The sequence below is a fragment of the Gracilimonas sp. BCB1 genome (genome assembly GCF_040117685.2).
Classification (GTDB): domain Bacteria; phylum Bacteroidota; class Rhodothermia; order Balneolales; family Balneolaceae; genus Gracilimonas.
Genome location: NZ_JBEDYP020000014.1, coordinates 268,845 through 294,121, shown reverse-complemented (window position 1 = coordinate 294,121; position 25,277 = coordinate 268,845). Strand labels below are relative to the sequence as shown.

The 25,277-nt window shown below is 44.3% G+C and carries 23 protein-coding genes; 11 read left to right on the top strand and 12 right to left on the bottom strand.

Translation table 11 applies throughout. The features are described from left to right. Positions 1-23 precede the first annotated feature (23 nt). The 6 genes from ABFW99_RS12065 to ABFW99_RS12040 form a co-directional block, all read right to left on the bottom strand. Positions 24-2,444 carry an alpha-ketoacid dehydrogenase subunit alpha/beta gene (locus ABFW99_RS12065; RefSeq protein WP_349353548.1) on the bottom strand — a complete coding sequence of 807 codons (2,421 nt, stop codon included), beginning with the start codon at positions 2,442-2,444 and terminating at the stop codon, positions 24-26. A gap of 237 nt (positions 2,445-2,681) precedes the next feature. Next, positions 2,682-4,073 (bottom strand): class II fumarate hydratase, encoded by a 1,392-nt coding sequence (locus ABFW99_RS12060; protein WP_349353586.1) that lies wholly within the window; start codon positions 4,071-4,073, stop codon positions 2,682-2,684. Positions 4,074-4,252: 179 nt separating this feature from the next. Further along, positions 4,253-5,377: a GNAT family N-acetyltransferase gene (locus ABFW99_RS12055; protein WP_349353549.1), complete on the bottom strand. Its 1,125-nt coding sequence runs from the start codon at positions 5,375-5,377 to the stop codon at positions 4,253-4,255. A 23-nt stretch (positions 5,378-5,400) separates the two neighbouring features. Then, a complete protein-coding gene (locus tag ABFW99_RS12050; protein WP_349353550.1) occupies positions 5,401-6,639 on the bottom strand; it encodes an aminotransferase class I/II-fold pyridoxal phosphate-dependent enzyme in 1,239 nt (412 codons plus the stop codon). Between the two features lie 216 nt (positions 6,640-6,855). Next, on the bottom strand, positions 6,856-8,031 hold the full coding sequence (locus tag ABFW99_RS12045) for a glycosyltransferase (RefSeq protein ID WP_349353551.1): 1,176 nt from the start codon (positions 8,029-8,031) through the stop codon (positions 6,856-6,858). A gap of 12 nt (positions 8,032-8,043) precedes the next feature. Continuing rightward, positions 8,044-9,204: a glycosyltransferase family 4 protein gene (locus ABFW99_RS12040; RefSeq protein WP_349353552.1), complete on the bottom strand. Its 1,161-nt coding sequence runs from the start codon at positions 9,202-9,204 to the stop codon at positions 8,044-8,046. Between the two features lie 106 nt (positions 9,205-9,310). Between ABFW99_RS12040 and ABFW99_RS12035 the strand changes: the two genes are divergently transcribed. Genes ABFW99_RS12035 through mutY form a run of 3 tightly spaced genes read left to right on the top strand, consistent with a single transcriptional unit; the run spans position 9,311 to position 12,939 of the window. After that, the gene (locus ABFW99_RS12035) at positions 9,311-10,285 is read left to right on the top strand and encodes an NAD-dependent epimerase/dehydratase family protein (protein WP_349353553.1); all 975 of its coding nucleotides are present in this window, start codon (positions 9,311-9,313) and stop codon (positions 10,283-10,285) included. Between the two features lie 4 nt (positions 10,286-10,289). Further along, a complete protein-coding gene (locus ABFW99_RS12030; protein WP_349353554.1) occupies positions 10,290-11,825 on the top strand; it encodes an Ig domain-containing protein in 1,536 nt (511 codons plus the stop codon). Between the two features lie 25 nt (positions 11,826-11,850). Further along, on the top strand, positions 11,851-12,939 hold the full coding sequence (gene mutY, locus ABFW99_RS12025; protein WP_349353555.1) for an A/G-specific adenine glycosylase: 1,089 nt from the start codon (positions 11,851-11,853) through the stop codon (positions 12,937-12,939). Here mutY and ABFW99_RS12020 read toward each other — a convergent pair whose 3' ends face one another. Continuing rightward, positions 12,940-13,503 (bottom strand): class I SAM-dependent methyltransferase, encoded by a 564-nt coding sequence (locus ABFW99_RS12020; RefSeq protein WP_440707504.1) that lies wholly within the window; start codon positions 13,501-13,503, stop codon positions 12,940-12,942. It lies immediately after the preceding gene. Between the two features lie 195 nt (positions 13,504-13,698). Between ABFW99_RS12020 and ABFW99_RS12015 the strand changes: the two genes are divergently transcribed. Beyond that, positions 13,699-14,502 (top strand): TIGR02757 family protein, encoded by an 804-nt coding sequence (locus ABFW99_RS12015; RefSeq protein WP_349353557.1) that lies wholly within the window; start codon positions 13,699-13,701, stop codon positions 14,500-14,502. Positions 14,503-14,596: 94 nt separating this feature from the next. After that, a complete protein-coding gene (gene rpsU / locus ABFW99_RS12010) occupies positions 14,597-14,791 on the top strand; it encodes a 30S ribosomal protein S21 (protein WP_255135103.1) in 195 nt (64 codons plus the stop codon). A 31-nt stretch (positions 14,792-14,822) separates the two neighbouring features. On the opposite strand, the gene radA is transcribed toward rpsU, so the two are convergent. From radA to ABFW99_RS11995, 3 genes are all read right to left on the bottom strand, one after another. Continuing rightward, positions 14,823-16,163, bottom strand: coding sequence for a DNA repair protein RadA (gene radA, locus ABFW99_RS12005; protein ID WP_349353558.1), 1,341 nt, complete (start codon positions 16,161-16,163; stop codon positions 14,823-14,825). 3 nt (positions 16,164-16,166) lie between these two features. Beyond that, positions 16,167-17,210, bottom strand: coding sequence for a lysylphosphatidylglycerol synthase transmembrane domain-containing protein (locus ABFW99_RS12000; RefSeq protein ID WP_349353559.1), 1,044 nt, complete (start codon positions 17,208-17,210; stop codon positions 16,167-16,169). Positions 17,211-17,292: 82 nt separating this feature from the next. Further along, the gene (locus ABFW99_RS11995; protein ID WP_349353560.1) at positions 17,293-18,369 is read right to left on the bottom strand and encodes a class I fructose-bisphosphate aldolase; all 1,077 of its coding nucleotides are present in this window, start codon (positions 18,367-18,369) and stop codon (positions 17,293-17,295) included. Between the two features lie 252 nt (positions 18,370-18,621). On the opposite strand from ABFW99_RS11995, the gene dusB reads away from it, so the two are divergent. Beyond that, the gene (gene dusB, locus ABFW99_RS11990) at positions 18,622-19,611 is read left to right on the top strand and encodes a tRNA dihydrouridine synthase DusB (protein WP_349353561.1); all 990 of its coding nucleotides are present in this window, start codon (positions 18,622-18,624) and stop codon (positions 19,609-19,611) included. Between the two features lie 168 nt (positions 19,612-19,779). After that, positions 19,780-19,986 carry a hypothetical protein gene (locus ABFW99_RS11985; protein WP_349353562.1) on the top strand — a complete coding sequence of 69 codons (207 nt, stop codon included), beginning with the start codon at positions 19,780-19,782 and terminating at the stop codon, positions 19,984-19,986. A gap of 21 nt (positions 19,987-20,007) precedes the next feature. Here the strand turns inward: ABFW99_RS11985 and serS are convergent, their stop codons facing one another. Further along, a complete protein-coding gene (gene serS / locus ABFW99_RS11980; protein ID WP_349353563.1) occupies positions 20,008-21,276 on the bottom strand; it encodes a serine--tRNA ligase in 1,269 nt (422 codons plus the stop codon). A 191-nt stretch (positions 21,277-21,467) separates the two neighbouring features. Here serS and ABFW99_RS11975 point away from each other — a divergent pair, with 191 nt between their 5' ends. The 4 genes from ABFW99_RS11975 to ABFW99_RS11960 all read left to right on the top strand — a co-directional run bounded on the left by ABFW99_RS11975 (position 21,468) and on the right by ABFW99_RS11960 (position 24,578). After that, complete coding sequence (locus ABFW99_RS11975) at positions 21,468-21,950, top strand: Lrp/AsnC family transcriptional regulator (protein ID WP_349353564.1); 483 nt, start codon at positions 21,468-21,470, stop codon at positions 21,948-21,950. Between the two features lie 150 nt (positions 21,951-22,100). Further along, positions 22,101-23,393 (top strand): sigma-54 interaction domain-containing protein, encoded by a 1,293-nt coding sequence (locus tag ABFW99_RS11970; RefSeq protein ID WP_349353565.1) that lies wholly within the window; start codon positions 22,101-22,103, stop codon positions 23,391-23,393. Beyond that, positions 23,380-23,895, top strand: a complete 516-nt coding sequence (lptE, locus tag ABFW99_RS11965) for an LptE family protein (protein WP_349353566.1) — start codon at positions 23,380-23,382, stop codon at positions 23,893-23,895. Before ABFW99_RS11970 ends, lptE begins: the two co-directional genes overlap by 14 nt. Before the next feature lie 56 nt (positions 23,896-23,951). Continuing rightward, positions 23,952-24,578 (top strand): tetratricopeptide repeat protein, encoded by a 627-nt coding sequence (locus ABFW99_RS11960; protein WP_349353567.1) that lies wholly within the window; start codon positions 23,952-23,954, stop codon positions 24,576-24,578. Between the two features lie 14 nt (positions 24,579-24,592). Here the strand turns inward: ABFW99_RS11960 and ABFW99_RS11955 are convergent, their stop codons facing one another. Beyond that, a complete protein-coding gene (locus ABFW99_RS11955) occupies positions 24,593-25,216 on the bottom strand; it encodes an MBL fold metallo-hydrolase (RefSeq protein WP_349353568.1) in 624 nt (207 codons plus the stop codon). Positions 25,217-25,277: the final 61 nt, after the last annotated feature.

The following is a 25,277-nucleotide window of genomic DNA, read 5'->3' as shown; positions in this document are numbered from 1 at the left end:
AATTAGATATAATTTTAATTGAATCAGTAGATTGCCGGGAAACGCTCCGTATCCGCCTTGTGCATAATATCATAAATAGTCTCGAATATATCCTCGGCATTGGGCTTGCTGAAATAATCTCCATCAGAGGCATAGGCCGGACGGTGGTCGTTGGCTGTCAGGCATTTCGGCTCTGAGTCGAGCTGAAAGTACCCACCTTGCTCTTCCAATACTTTATGCAGAATGTAGGCTGAAGCTCCACCGGGAACGTCTTCATCCACAATCAAAAGGCGATTGGTTTTGCTTAGTGATTGTCCAATTACATGATCCAGATCGAATGGCATGAGTGTTCTAACGTCAATCAGCTCAATAGAAATACCGGTATCCTCAAGCTGAGGAATTAGGCTTTCCACAATGTTGAAGGTAGAACCGTAAGAAACAACCGTTATATCGGTTCCTTCATTAATAATTTCCGGCTTGCCTAACGGAGTGGTAAACTCGCCAGGGTTTGTCGGCATATCTTCTTTCAGTCGATACCCATTCAAAGGCTCAACAATAATTGCAGGATCATCTCCCTGAAGCAAGGTATTGTAAAATCCGGCTGCTTCGGTCAAATTTCTGGGTACACATAAGTGCACACCCCGTGCTCCGCTGGTAATCATTCCCATAGGTGAACCTGAGTGCCAGATTCCTTCCAGTCGGTGTCCACGTGTCCGTACAATTAACGGTGCAGCCTGACCTCCCTTTGTTCGGTACCGAAGGGTTGCAAGGTCATCCGAAATTCCCTGGAAACAATAGAGCAGGTAATCCAGGTACTGGATTTCCGCTATTGGACGGAGTCCTCGGATAGACATCCCGATTCCTTGTCCCAGGATCGTAGCTTCCCGGATACCGGTATCGCTCACACGGATTTCACCGTATTTATCCTGCATGCCTTCAAGACCTTTGTTTACGTCACCGAGTTTTCCGGAATCCTCACCGAAAACCAGCGTATTCGGGTACTTTTCAAAAATGGTGTCAAAATTTTCACGAATAACCAGTCGGCCATCCACTTTTTTGGGCTTTTCGGGATACTCCGGCTTCACCTCTTCAACTTTCAACGGAGATTGGGGTGTCTGGCTGTACAAATGCGAATTATAGCGGTCCCGGTTTACTTCCCGATATTCTTTAACCCACTCAGCCAGCTTTTCGCGTGCTGGATTGGTGGTTCCTGCTGTAGCTGCCAGCGATTTCCGTGCAGCTGATAAAATGTCTTTGCGAATCGCACCCGGATAGTTTTTCAGCTTCTTCGCATACTCAGCTACCTTCTCTGAACCGCTTTCTTCCTGCAGATTGGTAAGTAGCTCAATAACCGTAGCTTTCTCCTCTTTAATAGGATCAATAAAAGCTTGCCAGGCAGCTTTCTTGGCCTCGTTAACTTCATTCTGCGCTTCTTCTTCCAGCTCGTCAAGTTTATCAGACTTCGCAATGCCGTTATCTAAAATCCACTGTCGCAGTTTTTCCAGGCAGCAGTATTCTTCTTCCCACTTCAGTCGTTCTTCCGACTTGTAACGCTCATGCGAACCGGAAGTAGAATGCCCCTGAGGCTGAGTAACTTCCTGCACATGAATCAAGACAGGAACATGCTCCTTTCGGGCAATCTCTTCTGCCTTCTGATAGGTTTCTATCAATGCCTGATAATCCCAGGCTTTAACTCTCAGAATTTCGTAGCCATCCTCGTCATCAGTTCGCTGAAAGCCTTTCAACACTTCTGAAATATTTTCTTTTGTAGTCTGATATTTCTTGGCAACTGAGATTCCAAATCCATCGTCCCAAACCGACATAATCATAGGCACCTGAAGTACACCGCCGGCATTGATGGTTTCCCAGAACACCCCTTCAGAGGTACTGGCGTCTCCGATAGTTCCAAAAGCAACTTCATTTCCTTTATTGGAGAACTTCTTCCACTCTTTCCCCTTCAGTGCTTTCTCGTTGCGGTACACTTTGGACGCCTGGGCCAGACCCAACAGGCGAGCCATTTGTCCGGCTGTAGGTGAAATATCGGAAGCGGTGTTTTTGGATTTTGTTTGATCAATCCAGTTTCCTTCCTCATCCAATAAACGAGTGGCAAAGTGTGAGTTCATTTGCCTGCCGGCTGAATTCGGATCTGCTTCCACATCAGCATGAGCATATAATTGAGCAAACAGTTCCTGAGGAGTAAGCTCCCCGATGGCCAGCATGAACGTCTGGTCGCGATAGTAACCGGACCGGAAATCACCATTCTTAAATACTTTGGCCATCGCAATCTGTGGAATCTCCTTACCGTCTCCAAATATCCCGAACTTGGCTTTTCCGGTGAGCACTTCTTTTCTACCGATTAACGACATGTGCCGGCTTACCCAACCCAGTTTGAAATCTGCAAGGATTTCCTTTTTCTGAGCAGCGGTAAACTTTTTCTTCGTCGTCTTTTCTTTTACTTGAGCCATTATACAATTTTAGTTCTGAATATTTAGGAAAGCACCCTTCCAAAAGGGGCGATATAATACGGAAAAGCGCTTTTTTATGAAACAGTCTCCAGCGCTCGTATCGTTCTTTTTCTTAAAAACTATGACGAATTTTGAGCTTATACACCAAGCCCTAAACCAACCTTTCCAGGGTTAAACTATTCTACCCATTACCAATAAGATGATTGATAACCCTGGAAGGGTTTACATCAAAATTTATTACTCGGTAAAACCGCCTTTGGTCATTTTGATGGGATCAAGAGCTTTCTCCAGTTCCTCATCCGATAAATCGGTCATCTCTTTGGCTACTTCTTTGAGTGCCCGCCCTTCAGCAAAAGCTTTCTTGGCAATTTTCGCTGCTTTATCATAGCCGATAATAGGGTTCAAGGCAGTGACCAGAATCGGGTTTTTCTCTACCATCGAGGCAATATTCTCTTTTCTAACCGATAACTTTGAAACCGAACGGTCGGCCAGGTTTCTTGCTGCATTCGCCAGTATTTCAATCGATTGCAGCAGGTTGTGTGCCACTACCGGCAGCATTACATTCAGTTCAAAGTTTCCTGCCTGTCCGCCAACAGTTACCGTGCCATCATTACCAATTACCTGTGCACAAACCATCGTAAGTGATTCTTCGATCACCGGATTCACTTTACCGGGCATAATGGATGATCCCGGCTGCAGAGCAGCAAGCTCCACCTCTCCGATTCCGCTATTAGGACCGGAATTCATCCAGCGAAGGTCATTTCCGATTTTCATCAGACTTACTGCAATGGTTTTAAGTTGTCCGCTTAGTTCAACAGGGGCGTCAACTGTAGCCTGAGCTTCAAAATGGTTTTCTGCTTCGGTGAATTTCTCTCCCGTCAACTCCGAGATTGTGGCTGCAAACTGCTTCCCGAAATCTTCATGGGTGTTAATTCCGGTTCCAACTGCGGTTCCTCCCTGCGGAAGCTCACTTACTCTTTCGAGGGCCGACTCTACCCGCTTGATCCCCAACTCTACCTGGCGTGCATAACCACCAAATTCCTGCTGGATGGTCACCGGCATGGCATCCATAAGGTGGGTTCGGCCGGTTTTAACTACATCTGCATATTCCTTTCCTTTTTCGATGAAAGTCTTATGGAGATGCTTAAGCGCCGGAATCAGATTGTTATTCACGGCTTTAACCGCAGCAACACGGATAGTGGTCGGAATTACATCGTTTGAACTCTGCCCATAATTAATATGATCGTTCGGGTGAATATCTACATCCAGGTTTTGCTTAAGCTCATTCGCGCGCCGGGCAATCACCTCGTTGGAATTCATATTGGTAGAAGTACCCGATCCGGTTTGAAAAATATCGATCACGAATTCTTTGTCATGTAGTCCGTCAATCACTTCCTGAGAAGCAGCCTGAATGGCTTTGGCAACGCCTTCATCCAAAAGACCCAATTCTGTGTTTACGGTAGCGGCCGACTTCTTCACATATCCCAGGGCCTCAATAAATTCACGGCTGAATTTTATGCCGCTGATTGGAAAATTATCGTGTGCACGCTGGGTTTGTGCTCCATATAAGGCATCTTTGGGAACTTTCACTTCACCCATGGAATCTTTTTCGATACGATATTCACTCATTCTTCTGCTTTCTTCTTTAAAGGTTGAGAATTCGTGCCCCATAATAATCTGAAAACGCTGAGCGTTCGGGGCAAACAAAAATTTTACTTTATAGCCTTAAGAAGATAAGGAAAAACTATGTAGATGTTGTGAATAGGATGTTAAAAAGAAGGGGTGCCTAAAGAAATAATGGGTATATGCTATAACTCTTTAGAATACATCCGGTAGGTTTTATCCAGTGTAGCGCCGATGCGTTCTGCCACACGAATCATTTCCGGGTTGGATTCCAGAACCCAGCTGAGTTCAGAGATAGTTTTGCCCTCCGTTTTCAGCCCGTTTTGGATAGATCGTTGATGAAGAAGAGCATCAATTCCCCTGCCCTGCCATTCCGGTAGTACACCCATTAATGCCGTTCGGAGTCCTTGCACCCTGCTTTTCCCCCATAGCAGCTTGATAAACCCAAATGGAAAAAGTTTTCCATTCATGCCTTTGAGGATTTCATTGATATTGGGAAGTCCGATTGAAAAAGCTACCGGCTCGCCCTTTATCTCTGCAATGTGTGCGTAATCTGTGTCCACAATCATTTTCAGGTCTTTGCCCGCCGCCTTAAACTCTTCTTCTGAAAGCGGAATGAACCCCCAATTGTCTTTCCAGGCTTTATTGAAGATTTCGCGGACAATCTTAATCTCGGAGTCCATTTTCTTCAGATTCACGGGGCGGATTTCGATATCAGGTAACCTCTTTTTGACAATCTCCATCGCCCGGCTCATCCGGTCTACCGCCACAGTTTCCGTATCCACGATGTAGGCATACATGTCCATCTCTTTTTGGAACCCGGCGTTCTTAATCAGCTCATCATAATAGGAAAAGTTGTAGGGCATCATGATATACGGATCTTTATCAAAGCCATTTATCAAAACGCCGATGGTATCCATCATACTCGGGCTCGCCGGGCCTACCACTTTATTCATGCCTTTATCGCGAAGCCAGTCTTCAGCCACCCGAAAAAGTAAGTTTGTGGTGTGCTGATCGTTTATGCTTTCAAAGAAACCAAAATGTCCGGTTTTTGTACCATGAAATTCATTGAAGCGGTGGTCGATAATAGCAGCGATTCGGCCTACATCTTTACCGTCTTTTTCTGCCAGAAACAGAGCTATTTCAGCATTATTAAAGAAAGGATTTTTATCGGTATCAATCAGTTTCTTCTGATCCATTCGCAAAGGAGGAACCCAATGCTCTTCACCTTCATAAAATGGGTATATGAAATTCGTAAATCGTTTCTTTTCCTCTTTAGTTGAAACGAAGGTTACCCCGGAACTATTCATACAGCCTTGATAAGGTTATGAGATTATTCAGTTGCTGAGTGACCGTTTCTGTCAATCACGCCGTGCTTCAAGCCCACTTTACGGAATGCTTCCAGAATTTGATCGAGGTGCTCATCCGTGTGGCTTGCCATATAACTTGTTCGCAGCAGCGACTGTCCCTGAGGTACAGCCGGCGGAACGACAGCATTTGTATAAACGCCTTCCTCAAACAGGTCTTTCCAGAATTTAAAACAGTCCATCATTTCTCCAATTACAACAGGAATGATTGGACTCTGACTACTCCATACATTAAAACCTAAACCCCGGAGTTCTTTACGCATATAGTTGGCAATTTCTTCCAGGCGATCGAGTCTCCACGTTTCTTCCTGAAGAATTTCCAGAACTTTAAGTACCGTAGCCACATTTGCCGGTGGCATGGATGCACTAAATATATGCGCTGGTGATTTATGACGTATGTATTCAATTACAGGTCTGTCACCAACTAAAAACCCTCCGAGGGACGCAAATGATTTTGAAAATGTTCCGCTAATCAAGTCTACTTCATCAGTTAATCCAAATACAGATGCCGAGCCTCTTCCTCCGTCACCAACTACTCCAACGGCATGGGCGTCATCAAGATATAATCGGGCGTTAAATTCTTTAGCCAACTTAACCAGTTCAGGTACTTTAGCCAGTGTTCCTGACATTGAAAACACCCCATCAGTCACAATGATTTTTCCGGCGTCAGGATCGGATCTTTCAAGGAGTTTTCGGAGCTGATCCATATCGTTGTGTTTGTAACGCATGGTCTTAGCATTCGAAACAAGGGTTCCCACTACAATACAAGCATGGTTGTCTTTATCCGAGAAAATAATATCGTTACGATCGGCAATGGTCTGAATAGCGCCTTCATTGGTTTGATAACCGGTACTGAAAAGCACACATCCTTCCTTACCCATGAACTTGGCTAACTTTTCTTCCAGTTCGAGGTGACTATCGAGTGTACCATTTAAATAGCGAGAGCCGGTACACCCTGTACCATATTTTTTCAGGGCATCCTGAGCTGCTTTAATCGTACGCTGATCATTGGTGAGGCCTAAGTAATTATTAGACCCGGCCATAATTACTTTTTTACCTTCGATTTCAACAATTGTGCCATCCGTTGCTTCGAGGGGCTTAAAGTACGGATACAGCCCCATTTCTTTGACTTCATCCGCTTTCGTAAAATTAAAAGCCTTCGAAAAAATGTCTGATTTTGTGGCGCTGGATTTTTGATCGGCCATTCGGTAATTCCTTAACAAAGATTCTAAATAAACAGCGAAATATACCCAGTATTAAATTTCTATCAAATTTTCGCTAACTCGTTGTTACGAACTGGTTGCTGTGAAATAAGTTTAAATTTCGTGCTGAAGATAAGAAATATATCGGTCTGCTACTGAATTCTAAACAGTGTAAATAACATCAAAATTCACAGAATTCAAAAACTCCGTGCTCAGCGATTATTGAACCGTATTTTTCTGTTCCACCAGCTTTTCATACTTCTCAAACAGAAGTGAAAAGTGATCATCCATCGTTCCGATGTCATCCCGGGCCGCCCGTTTGCAGGCAGCAACCAATTCCTCTCTATCTCTGGAGGTAATATCAAGGATTGCTTGTTTAAGGGATGCTGAATCTCCTGCATTGAAAGTTTCAGCGATATCAGGGTTGGCAATATCTCCGGCCCCGCCTCTTTGCGGAACAACTACCGGCAATCCACTACAAACGGCCTCGGCTACCACAATGCCATAGGTTTCTGCTGATGAGCCGTGCACAAAGTAATCACAGGATGCAAGAATGTTAGCAAGTTCGTCCCGGTTTTCGGTGAACCCCATGAGCTTCACATGAGGCGTTCGGTTTGCTTTAAAATCCACATATTTACGGATTGGCCCGTCGCCAAATACAATAAGTGCCATAGGTTCTTCTTCGGCTGCAGCATGAAAGCCCTCTATTAAAGAACCCAACCTTTTTTCGGGGTGATGGCGACTGATAGCAATCATCAGCCTTGCTGACTCAGGCAGGCTGAATTCAGAAAGCAGCTTTTTCCGGAGTTCTGAATCTCTTCGGTTGGGTGAGAAGAAGTCTTTATCAATTCCAAATGGAACAGGAATGGGGTTGTTTACTCCGTAATTATCTATTCGTTCTCCAAGCCACTCACCGCTTACAATAGTAGCATCAAAATTATTGCTGAGGCGTTGAAGGTATTTCCAGTAAAAACCGAACATCTTATCCACACGATCAAAACCCAGCATGTTTCCAAATATGGTATGCGGATAGGCCGCAACGGGATCCTGATGAAAGATAAAGGTTTTTACCGCATCGCCTTTCCAGCGCCCTGCAAACCAGCCACCGGTCCATGGAGAAGAACCTTCTACTACATCCGGCTTTTCGCGATCCAGAATTTCATGGACGGCTTTCTCCCGCCAAAGTATATAGTAGCGCCAATCGACCGGAAGGCGGGGGCCTTTTACCCAAATCACCCTTCCCCCATAGCGTTCTTCTTCACCCCAGTCTTCACCCGGAGCCACAATCACAATATCATGACCATGCTTTTTCCCGGCTTTAAGTTTCTGGTTGATGTAGGTTTTCACTCCTCCACCCTGATCGGTATAAAACTCTGCGACGTCGATGATTTTCATGGACAATAGTTTTTATAAGTAGGTTTGAGGAACAGGAAGTTCTAAGGCTTCTTTATAATTGTGCACAAGCTTTCCATTTATTTCATCCCACTCGTACTTCAATGCTTTCTCCCTGGAGGCTTTTTTCATTCGATTACGCAGGTCCTGATCAGAAACGATGATGGCTAATTTCTTGGTGAAATCCGCTTTGTTTTCAGGTTCAGCTAATCCGCCATTCACCCCGTGTTCCACCAACGACTTACTCCCTGTGGCATCAGCAACCAAGCAAGGCAAGCCGCTGCTCATAGCTTCCAATGTTACATTACCGAAAGTTTCTGTGTGCGACGGAAACAGGAAAACATCGCTGCTCGCATACGCTCTGGCCAGGTCTTCCCCATCCAGAAAACCCGTATAATGTGCCTCCGGCATCAGCTTCTGCAATTCATCCATTGCCGGGCCATCCCCTACAACCAGTGGTTTTACTTTTGAGTTTTTGGAAGCTACCTGCTGCACGCTGTGTCGAAACGTATCTAATTCCTTTTCCCATACCAGACGTGATACAAAAGTCACAACAATATCATCGTCCTTAAAACCAGCAGCTCTTCTCCATTCCATATCCCGCTTTTCAGGGGAGAAAAGTTTTGTATTCACTCCGCGTGCCCAAATCTTCATTCCTTCATTAAAACCATGGGTTTCGAGTTCGTCAATCATTGACTGAGAAGGTACATACACGTGCGTACAGGAGTTATAAAACCAGCTCAGATATCGCCAGGCCAAAAACTCAATGGGGGTAAGACCATAGTACTTAAAATAACTGGTGAAGTGGGTGTGATAGGACCCGACAACCTGAACATTGTTTTTCTGAGCCCAAAGCAAAGCTTTATATCCGGCACGATCGGGCGTTGCAATGTGTACCAGGCTTGGATTAAATTCTTTCAGTTCCCTTTTTGCCTCTTCAGAAATCCCTATGGGTACCCGATACTCTCCTCGTCCGGAGACAGGCATACGGATAGAAGGCACCGAAACCAGTCGTCCGTTGTGATCAAGAGCTGGCTCTTTTACCGTTGGCCCGAATACCAAAACCGGTATCCCCTGCTCTTCCAAAAACTTCACCAACCTGTTCAGGGTAAGTGAAACACCGTCTTTAATGTGATTGTAGTTGCCTGTAAAAAGGGCGACTCGTAATTCTTTCATAAAAATTTAAAAGCAGAGGGTAGATTTGTATCTTATTTGCTCTGCGATAATCCTCGCTGTAAACTCTTTTTTTATTCCAAACGATTCGCCAAATATAAGGAAATAAATGAAAGCCTTTGTAACCGGAGGAACAGGTTTTATAGGAAGCCATTTAGCTGAAGCTATAATCAAATCTGACGACTATGATGAAGTCCGATGCCTGGTAAGAAGTAATGAGAAGTGGCTTTCCGGCCTCGATTTCAAAAATATACCCGGAGACCTTCAAAATCTTAATGCGCTATCCAAAGGACTTGAGGGTGCCGATGTTCTGTTTCACATTGCAGCCATTGTAAAGGCCCCAACCAAAAAAGAGTTTACGCATGCTAATGTAGATGCCACTGAAAATCTTGTCCGCCTGGCACAAAAAAAGGGCGTCAGAAATATGGTGGTTTTATCTTCCCTGGCCGCAGCCGGCCCAAGTAACGGTTCACCCAAAACCGAAGGTGAGCCCATGAATCCTGTCAGTATGTACGGGGAATCAAAGAAGGAAATGGAGGCTCGTATCCAAAAGGCTGTAGGTGATCAGGATAGCATAAAAATTATACGTCCACCTGCGGTTTATGGTCCGCGAGAAGATCAGATTTTCTCGTTCTTCCAGGCATTTTCTAAAGGCATTTGCCCGATTGTGGGCGACGGGAACAATCCTCGTGTTTCTATGGTGTACGTAAGTGATTTAGTGAACGGGATTTTGAAGGCGGCTCAGAAGAATGATACAGGTGTTCACACCTATTTTATTTCCGGGGAAGGCACTCATTCCTGGAACGAAATTCGGGCGGTTACCTCCAAAGTGATGGGCAGGAAAGCAATCCCGCTAAAAATTAAACCCGGGTTGGTTAAAAAAGCAGCCAGCGTAATCGAAAACATGGCATCATTAATTGGAAAATATCCCGTTATTAACAAGGAGAAAGCAAATGAGCTGATCCTGGAATGGACCTGTTCCTCCGAGAAAGCTCACAAAGAATTAGATTACATTCCGGAAGTTTCACTTGCTGAAGGAATCTCCCGAACCATCCACTGGTACAAAATGCATAATTGGTTATAGTGATATGAAATTTATTTCAAGGATTACCCTGATACTCACCTTTCTGTTTATCTGTACTACACAGGCTATGGGGCAGCAACAATTGGTACAGGATTATGCCCGAATGATGGAAATACCTGATGTAAAGGCGATGGAAGCCTCTCCTTCTCATTTATACGTACTTTCCGAAAGTGAAGGAATGGCTGTATTCAGATCTTATCCTGATTCGCTCCAGTGGTTGTACACTTCCTCAGGAATGCAACGCAGGGGTAATACCATCATTGCTGATATCCGTTTTGCTTACCTGTTCGGAGATTCGAGACGACTGACCGTTCTTGAGCCTACATCCGTTTTAGGGGTTTATTCTTCCACCATCCTGCCGGTTCAACCCAAAGCTGCGGCCCGGCTGAATAACAGCTTATATATTGCTATGGGAAATGAAGGATTAGGGCGGGTTTCCCTCGAGTCTCCCGAATCCGTGGACACTGCTCCCGAAATTGTAGCACAGAGTCTGGTGGATGGCGCAAGCGTGATTGACCTCCGTTCTTCCAATGTAAGCAATCAGCTTTTTGTGCTTACCGCCGCTCCTTCCCTCCTCGTGTTTAATCAACAGGACAGCACCCTGCTAAACTCGGCGAACATTTCATTGCGCAGGCCTTTGGATCACATTTTTGTAGATCAGGAAAGTGTATGGGGAAGCACAGCAACCGGAGAGATTTTTGAGATAAGGTCTACCGGAATCGGGAAAAAAATTGGAGTTACAAACGAGTCCGTTGACCACATTTCACGCTGGAATGAACGGCTTTTTGTGCGAACGGTTTCGGGAAGGGTTTGGACTACTGATGAATCTGGTCTTTTAGGGTTGTGGAAAGATGATACCAATGCAGGAAATTACCTGGCTAATAGCGCCAACCGAATCTGGATTTCAGAAAATGACAACGTCTCTGAGATTATGATGCGCACTCAATCATCCACTACCAGCACTTCTGCTCCCGGAGAGTTCAGCATAAAACCGATTCCCAATCAGGTAATAACATATCCTAACCCACTTATTCAAGCTTTTGAAATGGAAGGGAATTATCCGACTGACCAGGTTGAGTTTTCTTACCGATCCAATGCACAGAATGCTAAAATCCGTAAGCAGGGTTTTTTCTGGCAGCCCACCATTAATCAGGTTGGAAATTTCTGGTTTAGTATTGTAGCTACTAATTCTGAGGGACAATCCGACAGTACCCGTTTTGTGGTGGATGTACGCTCGTTTAATGCCCCTCCCCGATTCAGCCCGGTTCGCTCCACTTCAATAGCGGTTAATGAGGAATATATCATTCAGTTTAATGCTACCGATCCTGAGAGCCCGCAAAATTCATTGGTCAGATACATTGGTGTTGATATGCCGGATGGTGCTACCATCAACGAAAAAACCGGTGAATTTAGCTGGACGCCAACCGAACGGCAGGTAGGTGAATCAACGTTTAAAGTCATTGCTACGGACAGGCTCGGCGCGGCATCTTCCATCGATGTTACTCTTAATGTGCTGGACATTTCCCGCGGCGGCGAATAATAATTTTCAGAACGCAGATTCACTTTTGACTAACGAAGAATTTTCTCATCACCTGCTAAGCTGGTACCAAGACCATAAACGCCAAATGCCCTGGCGGGGTGAAGCCGATCCCTACAAAATATGGGTATCGGAAATTATGCTGCAGCAAACGCGGGTAGAACAGGCTACTCCATACTTTCAGAACTTTATTTCTTTATTCCCTACTGTGTTTGATCTGGCAAATGCTGAACAGCAGGAAGTATTGAAAGCCTGGGAAGGACTGGGATACTACAGCCGAGCCAGAAATCTTCATTCAGCAGCAAAAACAGTTGTAGAAGACTATGATGGAAAACTCCCGGAAAGCTACGATGAAATCATAAAGCTGAAAGGGATTGGCCCTTACACAGCGGCGGCTGTTACCAGTATTGCCTTCAACAAACCGAATGCAGTAGTGGATGGTAACGTGATCCGTGTACTTACCCGATATTTTGGGATCGAGGAAGACATTCGCAGCACTAAGACAAAGAACAAAGTTCAGGATTTTGCCACTGAACTGATCGACGAAGATAATCCGGCCGATTTTAACCAGTCTATGATGGAATTGGGTTCCGTTGTTTGTAAGCCAACAAATCCTGATTGTAATAATTGCCCTGTTCAGTCCGGCTGTGTGGCTGCCAAAACCGCTAAAACGAATGTCATCCCTTATAAATCTCCGTCTAAGAAAAAACCACATCATACTATTGGTGTAGGCATAATTGAGGATGATGATGGAAAATTATTAATCGCTTTACGGCCTGAAGATTCCATGCTGGGCGGACTTTGGGAGTTCCCCGGCGGTAAGCAAAAAGAGGGAGAAGAAATTCAGGAAACCATTGAACGGGAATTACACGAAGAACTGGGAGTGAAAGTTAAAGCCTTTAAAGAATTAATGAGCCTGAAACACACCTACTCTCATTTCTCCATCACCATGCATGCGTGGATGTGTAAGCTGATTTCGGGAGATCCTCAACCAAAATCCAGCCAGGAAATACGTTGGGTAGAGCGAAATGAACTTGAAAGGTATCCCATCCCCAAAGCTAATAAAGTGTTAACCGAACGACTGATGGGTAAAGGACAGGGCGAGCTTGGGGTGTAGCTATTTAACAGCAATACCAGCTATATGAGGCCTGATGGGAACAAAAAATGTGGGAAGCTGAAACTCATCCTGCTTAATCTCACTGAATCCGGCCATCAATATAATTCTGCTGGTATCCCGGGTTACGTTACAGCCGTCAAAAAACCATTTCCATGATCTTTTTACCATTCGCTGCACTTTGCATACCCAACTGTGTTTATGTGCTCTCACATGCTCAAGGTAGATAAACTTTCCTTCCGGCTGAAGAATCCTTTTAACTTCGGACAATACTTTGGGCGGGTTTTTTACTGAACAAAGTACCAAACTGCTTATCACCATTGTTGCTGATTCATTTGAAAGTGGAATTTCCTCTGCAACCGATTCATAAATCTCCAGATTGATTCCATACCTCTCGGATTGATATTTGAGCACGTCCTGAAAACCGGCATTGGGTTCAATCACTTTAACTTTTGTTCCTTTTCTCAAGTAACGAAAATTTGCTCCATATCCTGCCCCAATCTCAACAACAACATTTGGGTGGTCATCAAATAAAATTTCTTTACGGCTACCATATTGTGAATGCATATAGTTATCCACTACGGCGAAAAATCGATTTTTGATAAACTGAATCAATTCGCTTTGTTTTTGTTTGATAGGGAAAAAGGGAACAGTTCTACTCCTTAATTATCGACCTGCATAACCAATACTTTATAATATATAATTCATAGAAGCACATTGCCCCAAAAAAGGAAAAAATTTAAAACGCTTACCCGAAAGAATTTGACTGAACTTAAGCCATTTCTTGACGATCTGGTTGGTAAAATTGAGCAGCCGGATTATATCAACGATGATCCTGTTCAGTTTATGCATGCTTTTGAGGATAGGTCTGATCAGGAACTGGCCGGCTTTTTTGCAGCAACCATGGCCTGGGGCCGCCGCGATATTGTGAATGCAAAAGTTGAAGAACTTCTTCAGCGTATGAACTTCAAACCAGCTGCGTTTATAGAGCAGTATACCGAGGCTGATTTTTCAGCTTTTGATGGTTTTAAGCATCGCACTTTTAAGCCTGTTGACATACACTGGCTAACCATAATTCTGCAAACCATACTGCTGAAGTTTGGTTCTTTCGAACGGTTTTGGAAGCATTGCTACGACGAAGCCATACGCCAGAATAGAGAGCTGGTAGCTGTGTTTCATAAGAAGTTTTTCTCATTTCACCCCGAAATGCCTCAGCGAACCCGTAAGCATGTATCCAACCCTGAGAAGAACAGTTCTGCTAAACGCCTTTATATGTACCTGAGATGGTGTATTCGTAAAAATAGTCCGGTTGATCCGGGTATTATGGATTTTATATCCCCCGCCGGGTTGAAAATTCCTCTTGATGTTCATGTAGCCCGGCAGGCACGTAAGCTCGGACTTCTCTCCAGAAAACAAAACGATTGGAAATCGGTGCTCGAGCTCAATGCACGACTAAAGTTTTTAGATCCTGAAGACCCGGCAAAATACGATTATGCACTATTCGGAATAGGTGTTTTAGGGTCTGAGATACCTGAAAAGTACATCATAAACAGAGAGGTGGATTGATATACGCAAGATACTTCCAATTCTCAGTTGGAGTATGTATATTTAATGCTCCCAATTATGGGAAACAAAATTAAACGAAAGGATGTGATACTTCATGTTAGGAGTCGAAGTTAAAGACAACGAAAGTGTTGACCGCGCAATTAATCGCTTCAAGAAACTGGTAACAAGATCACGTGTTCTTAATGAATACAAAGATCGTCAACAGTATACGAAGCCATCTGTTGAGCGACGCGAAGCTTTGAAAAAAGCGAAACGTGAACAACGACGTCGCCAGCGCGACAACTTCTAAACGAAGTGAACTCATTTAAGCCCTCTGGTTTTTAACCGAGGGCTTTTTTTATGGCCTGATGTACGTACCGAACTCCATCTCTTTCTTTGGAACCGGGTAATACAACCTGTTTATATCCTAATTTTTTAGCTTCTTTTTCCCGCTGCTCCAGGTGCGGAACCGTTCTGATTTCTCCTCCTAAACCTACCTCGCCTATAAAGGCCATATTCTGTGAGACGGCATCATCGGTTAAACTGGATACCAAAGCACAACAAACCCCTAAATCTCCTGCAGGGTCGTTGAGCCTGAATCCACCGGCAATATTCAAATACACATCGTGATTGGAGAAATTCTTGCCCACTCTCTTTTCCAGCACGGCAAGCAGTAAAGCAAGTCGGTTTCTATCAAAACCGTTGGCTGTTCGCTGGGGTGAACCATAAGACGACGGAGTCACAAGCGCCTGCACTTCAATCAATAGCGGACGGGTTCCTTCCATGGTGCATACTACAGCATTCCCGCTTACCCCGGATGTCTTGTCCGATATAAATAGTTCAGATGGATTGGATACTTCGATCAGCCCATCCGATTTCATCTCAAAAACACCCACTTCCTGCGCAGCTCCAAACCGGTTTTTCAAGCTTCGCAATAAGCGATAGGTGTACTGCTTGTCTCCTTCAAACTGAAGAACGGTATCTACCATATGCTCCAGAACTCGCGGGCCGGCTATGTCTCCTTCTTTAGTTACATGTCCGATTACCAGCGTAGTTATATCCTTTTTCTTAGCCAGCTGCTGGAACAAAGCCGCACATTCTTTTACCTGTTGAATGCTACCGGGCATACTCGAGAGTTCGGTTCGGTACACTGTTTGAATGGAATCCACAATCAATAAATCCGGCTTCATCTTTTGTGCTTCGGCAATGATATTATCAACCTGCGTTTCATTATAAACCAACAGCTTGTCTGATTTCACCCCAAGTCGCGCTGCCCGCTGTTTAATCTGTCCGGCTGATTCCTCGCCGGCACAATACAGAATGGTTAAATCCGGATTGGCTTTAGCAATTTGGAGGGTGAGAGTACTCTTCCCTACACCCGGCTCCCCCCCGATAAGAACATAAGATCCGGGTAAAAAACCTCCGCCTAATACCCGGTCGAGCTCGGTTATATTACTTTTAAAGCGGCTTTTTTCGGAGGTTTCTACCTCATCCAATTTCTGAGGGGCGGCGGATGAATCCAGTCCTTCTACTTTGGCTTTATGATTTGATGATGACTTATTCTTGCTGACCGTTTTCTCAACAAAGGTATGCCATTCTCCACAAGACGGACAGCTTCCATTCCATTTTGGTGATGTATATCCGCAGCTGGAACATTCATATTGCGTTTTCACCTTGGCCATGGATTAATCCTGTGCTTTAATTTCGACAACTTTTTGATTCACATACCAGGTGGTAGCCATCATCCCCAACCCGATGCTAATGTAGTAACTGATGATCCTCCACAGAAATACAGCAAGCCCGATAAATCCTTCCCTTGAAATAAGAGGCCCCTGAAACAGAACGAATAGTCCTTCTACCCCACCACTGCCGCCGGGAGTCGGAACAACCAAAAATGCCAGGTTCATTGCCAGGCTCCTGAGCACCGAAAGTACCTCAGGCGCAGGCAGCAGGCTCAAAACCACGATAGTAGGCAACGCAATTCTCGCCAACCATGACATGGTTGATAGGAAGAATGCCTTCAGTAAAAAACTTAAGGGTTTCTGCCCCAACTGTTGCGCATACTCTTCCAGGTTTTCCGCTTCTTCTTCCACCTTATCTCCCATTCTTCGGAGCACCGGCAGCTTGAACACAAACTTTACGACCCTTTTAATGGCAGTGGGATTGACCAAAACCCCATAGGCAAGCAAACCTGCATAGCTCAATAATCCAACATACAACAGCCCCATGGATACATCTCCAACAAGGCCAATTTCCGGTGGAACGACTTCATAAAATAAGCCCGAAACTAACAGAATGGGGATGGCAATCGCGAACCAGATTTGGTCGAGCAATACTCCATACAGAATAATAGCTCCTGAATCCCCGAGTTTAAGTCCTTCTTTGGTCATGGCATAGGTAGCCATAGGAGCACCACCGATGGTTGAAGGGGTAACTGCTGAGGTAAAATCCCAGGCCAGCACTACCCTTATTGAAGCATACCAATTCAATTTCTTTTCAGAAAGAAAACGGATTTTTGCTGCTGAAAACCAAACTCTTATCAGTGATACCACAAGAGCAATGATCAGCCCCGGAAGCCGGCTTTTGGATAGAAATTCTAATACCCCCGGAGTGTACGTCCAATAAATAACCCCTGCCATGGTAGCAAGACTCAATAATATGGAAATGATCAGGTACTTCCTGGAAATCAGGGATTGCGGCTGGCTGATATTTACGGATTCAGAACTCAATTAACAGATATTAGATAAAGATGGGCTTGAATAAAAAAAGCCTTACAGGGTAACCCTGCAAGGCCATAATTATTATGCACGATCAGGCGAGGGTGATTTCATCATTAAGGTAAACGTCCTGAATCATGTTCAGTAGTTTCACCCCTTCTTTCAGTGGTCGCTGGAATGCTTTACGTCCACTTATAAGTCCCATACCGCCGGCTCGTTTGTTGATGATGGCTGTTTTAACCGCATCAGCAAAGTCGTTTGAACCGGAAGCACCGCCTGAGTTAATCAAACCGGCACGTCCCATAAAGCAGTTCGCTACCTGGTAGCGAGTCAAATCAATAGGGTGGTCGGATGATAATTCGGAGTAGATGCGCTCATCCAGTTTACCGTAGCTGGAATCGCCGGAATTCAGCGCTTTGTAACCGCCGTTATTAGTCGGCTGCTTTTGTTTGATGATATCCGCACCTAATGTGGTACCGATGTGGTTAGCCTGACCGGTTAAGTCTGCCGAAGAATGATAGTCAACACCATCTACTTTAAAGGCTGAGTTTCGGGTATAGCACCATAATATAGTAGCCATTCCAAGTTCATGTGCATAAGCAAAAGCCTGAGCCACTTCCTGAATTTGCCGGTTGGATTCTTCAGACCCGAAATAAATGGTTGCCCCAACAGCAGCCGCGCCCATGTCGTACGCCTGATCAATGGTTCCAAACATGATCTGGTCGTAGTTGTTTGGATACGTTAATAGCTCGTTGTGATTGATTTTAACCACAAAAGGAATTTTGTGAGCGTATTTTCTGGAAACGGAAGCCAGGGCTCCAAAAGTAGAAGCGACGGCATTACATCCGGCTTCCATAGCAAGATTTACTATATGATCAGGATCAAAGTAATCGGGATTCTTTGCAAAAGAGGCGCCGGCTGAGTGCTCAATACCCTGGTCTACCGGAAGAATGGATACATATCCGGTTCCCCCTAAACGCCCATGATTTAAAAGTCTTTGAAGGTTTTGCAACACCCGGTTGTTGCGGTCAGAATGGTACCAAACATCATCAACGTAGTTGGCTGTTGGCTTTACAAGCCGATCCCTACTAATGGTCTGACATTTATGGTTAAGAAGATCCGAAGCTTCATCTCCAAGAAGTTCTTCGATACTATTAATTCCAAGTGACATATTCAGTTTTCCCTTATTAGAATTAGTTTTTTATGAGTGAGTAAGTGGGCAGAAAATATAAGCCTAAATGAGGGAAATGGCTAAAGGGAAGTTTTACGAATTCCTGACTGAAAGTCTGGTCTTTCATTTACCATCTCTACAAAATAACCTTCAATCGGGTATTGCGCTTTTGTTGATTAGATGCTCACTTATAAATCCTTTAGAAAAGCTGTATCTTTAAACTAAAATTAAGCCAAAACCTTTTTTATAGTAATGAATATCGGTCCGATAGAACTACCTGACCAACCTCTCTTTCTTGCACCTATGGAAGATGTAACAGACTCCCCATTCCGACAGCTCTGCCGGCGTAAAGGAGCCGACATCGTATTCACAGAATTTATAAGTTCTGAAGCCATCATTCGTGCATCTGATATAGCTATGCAAAAAATGGACTTCGAAGAGATGGAACGCCCTTTTGGTGTACAGATTTTTGGCGGGCGTGAAGAAGCTATGGAAGGAGCTGCCAAAGTAGCTGTTGATCAAAACCCGGACCTGGTAGACATCAACTTTGGATGCCCGGTTTATAAGATTGTTAAAAAAGGAGCCGGAGCGGGCTGCCTTAAAGACCTGGCCATGATGGAACGAATGGCCGGTACGGTGGTTGATGCCGTCCAGGACCGCCCTGTAACTGTTAAAACCCGACTTGGCTGGGACGATAGCACCATAAAAATTCAGGAAGTGGCTCTTATGCTTCAAAATCTCGGCGTTAAGGCACTTACCGTACATGCTCGTACACGTGCTCAGAAATATAAAGGGGATGCCCGTTGGGATTGGTTGAAGAAACTTAAAAACACTCCCGGACTCGAAATCCCGATTATCGGAAACGGGGATGTGACTTCTCCCGAACTCGCTAAAAAAATGTTCGAGGAGACCGGAGTTGATGGCGTGATGATTGGCCGTGGAGCTATAGGCAATCCATGGATTTTTGAACAAACCCGTCATTATCTGGAGACCGGAGAACTCCTTCCGGAACCAACCGTTCGTCAACGGGTTGAGCTTTGTGCTGAACAACTACGGCTTTCTGTTCAACAACACGGAGAACGCTATGGTGTCATCATCATGAAGAAACATTACGGACAGTACCTGAAAGGCGTTCGTAATGGAAAGAATTTACGGATGCAGCTTATGGAGCACGATGAGATGGATCCCATTCTGGAACTTCTGCACAACTTTGACGAGACCGAGATTCATGCGGTAGCTTAAGTGATAAGTGAAAGGTGATAAAGTGATAGAGTGATTTTTAGAAAGAAATTTTCACCATATCACTCTATCACTTTATCACCCTATCACCCTATCACCCTTCATTAATACTTTGAATCTTTTTGATATCCCGGGCGTACTGTTGCGCACCCCGAATAAATTTTACTTTACATGTTAGCACGATTGGCCAGACTTTTTAAATCATTGCTTGGAGCTTCCGCCGTAGCAGCCTCCCCTCTTAAAGCCATTACCGGTATCGTTATTAGTGTTATTCTGCCCTATTTACTGTATGCATTCCTCGGAGGATTTGGGATTGCATTAGCTCTGGTAGGTTTGGTATGGGGAATCGTTTGGTTGTCCCAAAAAAACAACAAGTAGAGAACCTGCTTCCTAACTTCTCTACAAATAATCCCTTCCAATAAACGGCTTAAGTACCTCCGGTACTTTGACTTTCCCATTCTCTTCCTGATATGCTTCCAAAATTGCTGAAACCACGCGCGGTAATGCCAACCCAGATCCGTTTAATGTATGTAATGTCTCAATATCCTTTTCATCCTTTCGGTAGCGGAGTTGCATCCGGCGGGCCTGAAAACTTTCAAAATTGGAGCATGAGCTTACTTCCAGCCAGCGCTGTTGCCCCGGACTCCATACCTCAAGATCATATTTTTTGCTCTGGGTAAAGCCCATATCCCCGGTACACATTAACAAGGTTCGGTACGGTAGATCCAGTGCTTCGAGTAGCTTTTCTGCATGTTCGCGCAGGCTTTCCAACTCATCGTAAGAATCTTCCGGCTTTACTATTTTCACCAGTTCTACTTTATCAAACTGATGCAGCCTGTTCAATCCACGAACATCTTTTCCGTATGAACCGGCTTCCCGTCTCCAACAGGGAGTGTGGCAAACATATTTTAACGGCAGCTCTTTTAACTCAATAATTTCATCTCGATGGAAGTTCGTAACCGGCACCTCAGCTGTAGGGATTGTAAAAAACTCATCCCGCGGAATTTCATACATCATATCTTCCTTATCCGGAATCTGCCCCGTTCCCCGCGCTGAATCTTCATTTACAAAATATGGAGCCTGAAGCTCGGTATATCCAGCCTTCCCTGCTTCATTAATAAAATAGTTAAGCAGTGCCCTTTGCAGTTGAGCAACCCCACCTACATAAAAAGGAAATCCGGCTCCGGTTACTTTCACCCCTCTCTCAAAATCTACCCATCCATGACGTTCGGTTAACTCCCAGTGCGGCTTTCTCCAGTCCTCATCGTTGGGCTGGCCCCAGGTTTTGAACGTCTCGTTATCATCTTCCGTGGCACCAACCGGAACGCTCGGGTGAGGAACATTCGGGATGCGAAGCAGCATGTCATCCCTTGTTTCACGAAGCTCTTTCACCTCTTCTTCAATTTCCTTGATGCGCTCCTTCATTTCAGAGGTTTTCTTTATAATCTCCTGAGCTTCTTCCTTCTTTCCCTGCCCCATCAGTTTGCCAATTTCCTTGGCTTTGGTATTGCTTTCGCTTCGGAGTAAATCACCCTCATGCACTTTCGACCTCCAGTCTTCATCCACGGCCAGCACTTTTTCTACTACAGAAGTATCCTTCTCCCCCTTATTGATAATCGCCTTTTCTACCAATTTGCGGTTTTCTTTGATGAAGTTGATGTCGAGCATGTTTCAGTACGATAAATTTCTTTTGATTTAAGCATCAAAGATAAGAGGTATTCGACTTTTTGTTACACCTTTTTTGAACCTAATAATTTCAGTTAAACAGCTCTGCTGGAAGCGCTTTTTATATTGATTACCTAAATAATTAAGGCTATCATCCAACAATCAAAGAATTTTTAGGGAATTTAAGGTAAAACATGAGTCATTTATTAGACGATACCGACCTGGCTATTTTAAACCACCTTCAGGAGCATGGCCGGGCACAGCGAAACACTATTGCTGAATTGGTAAACTTATCAGTCCCTTCGGTTTCCGAACGAATGAAAAAGCTGGAAGAACGCGGTCTTATCGAAGGGTATAAAGCCATCCTTAACAGTAAGAAATTTCACTTCGATATTACGGCCTTTATTTTTGTACAGGTTGACGGCTCGGAGAACTACCAAGATTTTGTAGAGAGAGCTGCTGAAGAAAGAGAAATTTTGGAATGCCATTCCATTACCGGAGACGGTTCACATTTTCTGAAAGTCCGAACAAAAAACACGGGATCTTTTGAGAGCCTGCTTTCCAGAATACAGGCTTGGCAAGGTGTAAGCAAAACCCGCTCGAACCTTGTACTATCCAGCTTTAAAGAAACAAGGTCGCTACCTGTAGAACATGCTGTGGAGCTTATAAAGAAATAGAAGAGCTCTAATTTCCCTTTACATTTCATTTACTTACTTAAGCAGGAATCGTTAACTTACGTCATTCTGACAGTATGTAATTCAAAAGGTATCAGTACTATCTATGCAGTTTGCCTGACACTGAGCTGATACTTTAATTCTATTTTCTTTATGGATCGAGAAGTATTTCAAGAACAGTTTGGTTTACTTGGTAAATCAGAAGCCATGCGACAGGTTATCGACAAGATTATGCAGGTCGCTAAAACTGATATCACCGTAACTTTACAGGGCGAAAGCGGGGTCGGTAAAGATGTTACCGCCCGGGCCATCCATGCCATGAGCGACCGCAGCCGTAACAACCTGGTTATTGTAAACTGTGGAGCCATCCCGGAAGGAATTATTGAAAGTGAATTATTTGGCCACGAAAAAGGGGCATTTACCGGTGCCGAAACTTCCCGGGAAGGATACTTTGAAAAAGCTAACGGCGGCACGATTTTCCTTGATGAAATTGGTGATACCCCAAAGAACGTACAGGTAAAATTACTTCGTGTACTTGAAAACGGGGAATTTTTCCGGGTGGGTTCCAGTAAAGTTCAAACCACTGATGTACGTGTTATTGCTGCAACCAACCAGAACTTATGGCAAATGGTACAGGATGGTTCTTTCAGAGAAGACCTTTACTACCGTCTGGATACCGTACAGATTAAACTCCCCCCTTTGCGAGACCGGCAGGAAGATATCATCCCTATTTTTCGAAAGTTTGTCGAAGAATATTCATCCCGGTATGACTCTGTTTTTAAGGGGTTTTCTGATGAAGCCCGGGAATTGCTGATATCCTACCGATGGCCGGGAAATATCAGAGAATTAAGAAATGTAGCCGAACAATTGGTTGTGCTTGAAAAATCTCAGTTCATCGATCAAGACAAACTTCAAAAGTACCTTAAAGGCCGGCAGCGACAGGGCAGAACAGATAACCTCCCAATGGTAGCTGATGATGCCTATCAAAAGCAGAACAGGGAGGGTGGCAGTGATTTTGAAAGAAAAGACCGTGAACTCGTTTACAGGGCTTTGGTTGAGCTAAGAAATGATATTGCTGATGTTAAAAAGATGTTTGCCAACTTTCTTTACTCCACTTTTTCAAATAAAAACCTGAAAGCTTTACCTGCCTCGGTGAGAGATGAAATGGATAAATCAGAAATTTCAGGTGTGAATGTTGATCTTGGAGATCATGCCACTCTGGGTCTGCAATCCATGCCCGATCAACCCGATTTAGACGAAGATGAAGAAACAGAGCTCGTTGATTTCCTCCAAAATAATGAGATCCCCTCAATAGAGGATGCTGAAAAATTTCTTATACAACAAGCCCTCAAACGCTTTGATGGAAACCGCAGAAAAGCATCAGAAACCCTGGGTGTAAGTGAACGAACCTTATACCGCAAACTGGATCAGTATGGCCTGGAATAGAATTCTCCTTTTATTGACGGTCACCTTCTGCCTGAGCTTCAGCAGCTGCCTGCGATATAGCTTTACCGGAGCCTCTATTCCACCGGGCGTTAATACGATTTTCATTCCTTTCTTTCCGGATCAATCGAATAGCGGACTTGGAGATTTAAGCAATCGGCTGAATGAAGCGCTGATAAACAGGTTCGTAAATCAAAGCAAACTACAACTGGCAAATAATGAAAGTGATGCTGATGCCGTACTGGACGGGGTAATAACCGGGTACACCAACCGCCCCTTCAGTATAGGAGGTGATGAACAGTCTGACCAAAATGAGGTTACAATTACCGTTCGGGCAACCTTTAAATATGCATCAAAAGAGGAACCGGAATGGACCAATACCTTTTCCGGAAAGTTTACCTACGATCCTACTGACGACCCCATCAACGGAGAAAACCAAGCCGCAAACAGTGCCCTCGAACAAGCAGCAAATAATATGTTCAATGATGCGGTAAGTAACTGGTAATTAGCTTTGATTGTAACCCTACTTCACTTTATTATAGTTCAGTCTTAATACAGCCCATGCAACAACTGCCATTCAACATACCAAAGTCATTGTCTTCCTATGTAGAGAAGTTTGAGGAAAACCCGGAAGAGGTTACCCATAAACTCAGGAAGCACTTGAAGAAACGAGGCCCTGATGCGGTTGGTCATTTTTTATTATCATGGTTCTACCACCTTCAGGATAATAAACAGGATGCTATTAAAGAGGCTTTGAAAGCAAAAACGTATGCACCCGGTAGCCCGTTGATGGAACACTTACATTATTTCCTGGTACACCCCGAAAAATTCGAAGCTGCTATTCCTACTACTTCTTACACCTCCTCTAAACTTAAATTACAGCAGGGCTCACGTACTTCACCGGTATTGGACCTGGACAGACTCATTGGAATGCTGGAAGCGGTTGAATCAAAACGTATTCAGATCCCTGTCGATGATGAGGATTTTGATGATTCCGACCTGAGTAAGGAATCCGAAGAAATTGATGATGTGGTTACCGAAACGCTGGCCAAAATTCATTCAAAGCAAGGCCGGAAATCAGAAGCTATTAAAATGTACGAACGGCTCATCGATAAGGATCAGGATAAGGCAGAGCATTATCAAAAGCAGATTGATAAGCTCAAGAGCAAGCAGGAATCTACCGATTGATCAAGCCTTACTTCCTACTTCACAAAAGGATTATGCTGTTTCTCGTGAGCGATTGTAGTCTCAGGACCGTGCCCCGGGAAAACGGTAGTGTTTTCAGGTAAGGTGTATAGCTTCTCTTTGATACTTTTTGCCAGCAATTCAAAATTCCCCTTATATAAATCCGTGCGGCCAATGCTTTCTTTGAACAAGGCATCTCCGGCTATCACCAACTCTTCGTCCCGAAAATAGAGAGAGATATGATCGGGGGAATGTCCGGGTGTGTATAAACAGTCAAACTCAAAATCTCCGATAGAGAATGAGCCTTCATTTGGCAAATCATCCGGTTCAAACCCAAACCCTGTTTGACTGATCCCAAACATCTGAGCTTGACTACCGAAATTTCCCCATAGAAAACGATCTTCTGAACACAAATAAACCGGTACATCAAAGTCGTTTCTCAGTCGGCTTATTCCCAACACATGATCAACATGAGCATGGGTAAGCACAACCGCCTTCAGTTCACCGTTCATTTGTTCCTTCAGCCTTTGATACTCGGTCTCATTTGAGAAACCGGGGTCAATAATCAGGTGCTGCCCGTTCTTTGTGAGCAGATAAGTGTTTTCGAGGAAAGGGCCGACTTCAAATTTTTGAATTTCCATAGGCTGCATAAAAAAAGGATGCACCTTTACAGATACATCCTTCTTAAAAAACGATTGCTAA

Bases quoted from the DNA above. Each gene is read 5' to 3' on its own strand.
- ABFW99_RS12065 (WP_349353548.1), bottom strand. From the start codon at position 2,444: ATGGCTCAAGTAAAAGAAAAGACGACGAAGAAAAAGTTTACCGCTGCT.
- ABFW99_RS12060 (WP_349353586.1), bottom strand. From the start codon at position 4,073: ATGAGTGAATATCGTATCGAAAAAGATTCCATGGGTGAAGTGAAAGTT.
- ABFW99_RS12055 (WP_349353549.1), bottom strand. From the start codon at position 5,377: ATGAATAGTTCCGGGGTAACCTTCGTTTCAACTAAAGAGGAAAAGAAA.
- ABFW99_RS12050 (WP_349353550.1), bottom strand. From the start codon at position 6,639: ATGGCCGATCAAAAATCCAGCGCCACAAAATCAGACATTTTTTCGAAG.
- ABFW99_RS12045 (WP_349353551.1), bottom strand. From the start codon at position 8,031: ATGAAAATCATCGACGTCGCAGAGTTTTATACCGATCAGGGTGGAGGA.
- ABFW99_RS12040 (WP_349353552.1), bottom strand. From the start codon at position 9,204: ATGAAAGAATTACGAGTCGCCCTTTTTACAGGCAACTACAATCACATT.
- ABFW99_RS12035 (WP_349353553.1), top strand. From the start codon at position 9,311: ATGAAAGCCTTTGTAACCGGAGGAACAGGTTTTATAGGAAGCCATTTA.
- ABFW99_RS12030 (WP_349353554.1), top strand. From the start codon at position 10,290: ATGAAATTTATTTCAAGGATTACCCTGATACTCACCTTTCTGTTTATC.
- ABFW99_RS12020 (WP_440707504.1), bottom strand. From the start codon at position 13,503: ATGCATTCACAATATGGTAGCCGTAAAGAAATTTTATTTGATGACCAC.
- rpsU (WP_255135103.1), top strand. From the start codon at position 14,597: ATGTTAGGAGTCGAAGTTAAAGACAACGAAAGTGTTGACCGCGCAATT.
- radA (WP_349353558.1), bottom strand. From the start codon at position 16,163: ATGGCCAAGGTGAAAACGCAATATGAATGTTCCAGCTGCGGATATACA.
- ABFW99_RS11995 (WP_349353560.1), bottom strand. From the start codon at position 18,369: ATGTCACTTGGAATTAATAGTATCGAAGAACTTCTTGGAGATGAAGCT.
- dusB (WP_349353561.1), top strand. From the start codon at position 18,622: ATGAATATCGGTCCGATAGAACTACCTGACCAACCTCTCTTTCTTGCA.
- ABFW99_RS11985 (WP_349353562.1), top strand. From the start codon at position 19,780: ATGTTAGCACGATTGGCCAGACTTTTTAAATCATTGCTTGGAGCTTCC.
- serS (WP_349353563.1), bottom strand. From the start codon at position 21,276: ATGCTCGACATCAACTTCATCAAAGAAAACCGCAAATTGGTAGAAAAG.
- ABFW99_RS11975 (WP_349353564.1), top strand. From the start codon at position 21,468: ATGAGTCATTTATTAGACGATACCGACCTGGCTATTTTAAACCACCTT.
- ABFW99_RS11970 (WP_349353565.1), top strand. From the start codon at position 22,101: ATGGATCGAGAAGTATTTCAAGAACAGTTTGGTTTACTTGGTAAATCA.
- lptE (WP_349353566.1), top strand. From the start codon at position 23,380: ATGGCCTGGAATAGAATTCTCCTTTTATTGACGGTCACCTTCTGCCTG.
- ABFW99_RS11960 (WP_349353567.1), top strand. From the start codon at position 23,952: ATGCAACAACTGCCATTCAACATACCAAAGTCATTGTCTTCCTATGTA.
- ABFW99_RS11955 (WP_349353568.1), bottom strand. From the start codon at position 25,216: ATGGAAATTCAAAAATTTGAAGTCGGCCCTTTCCTCGAAAACACTTAT.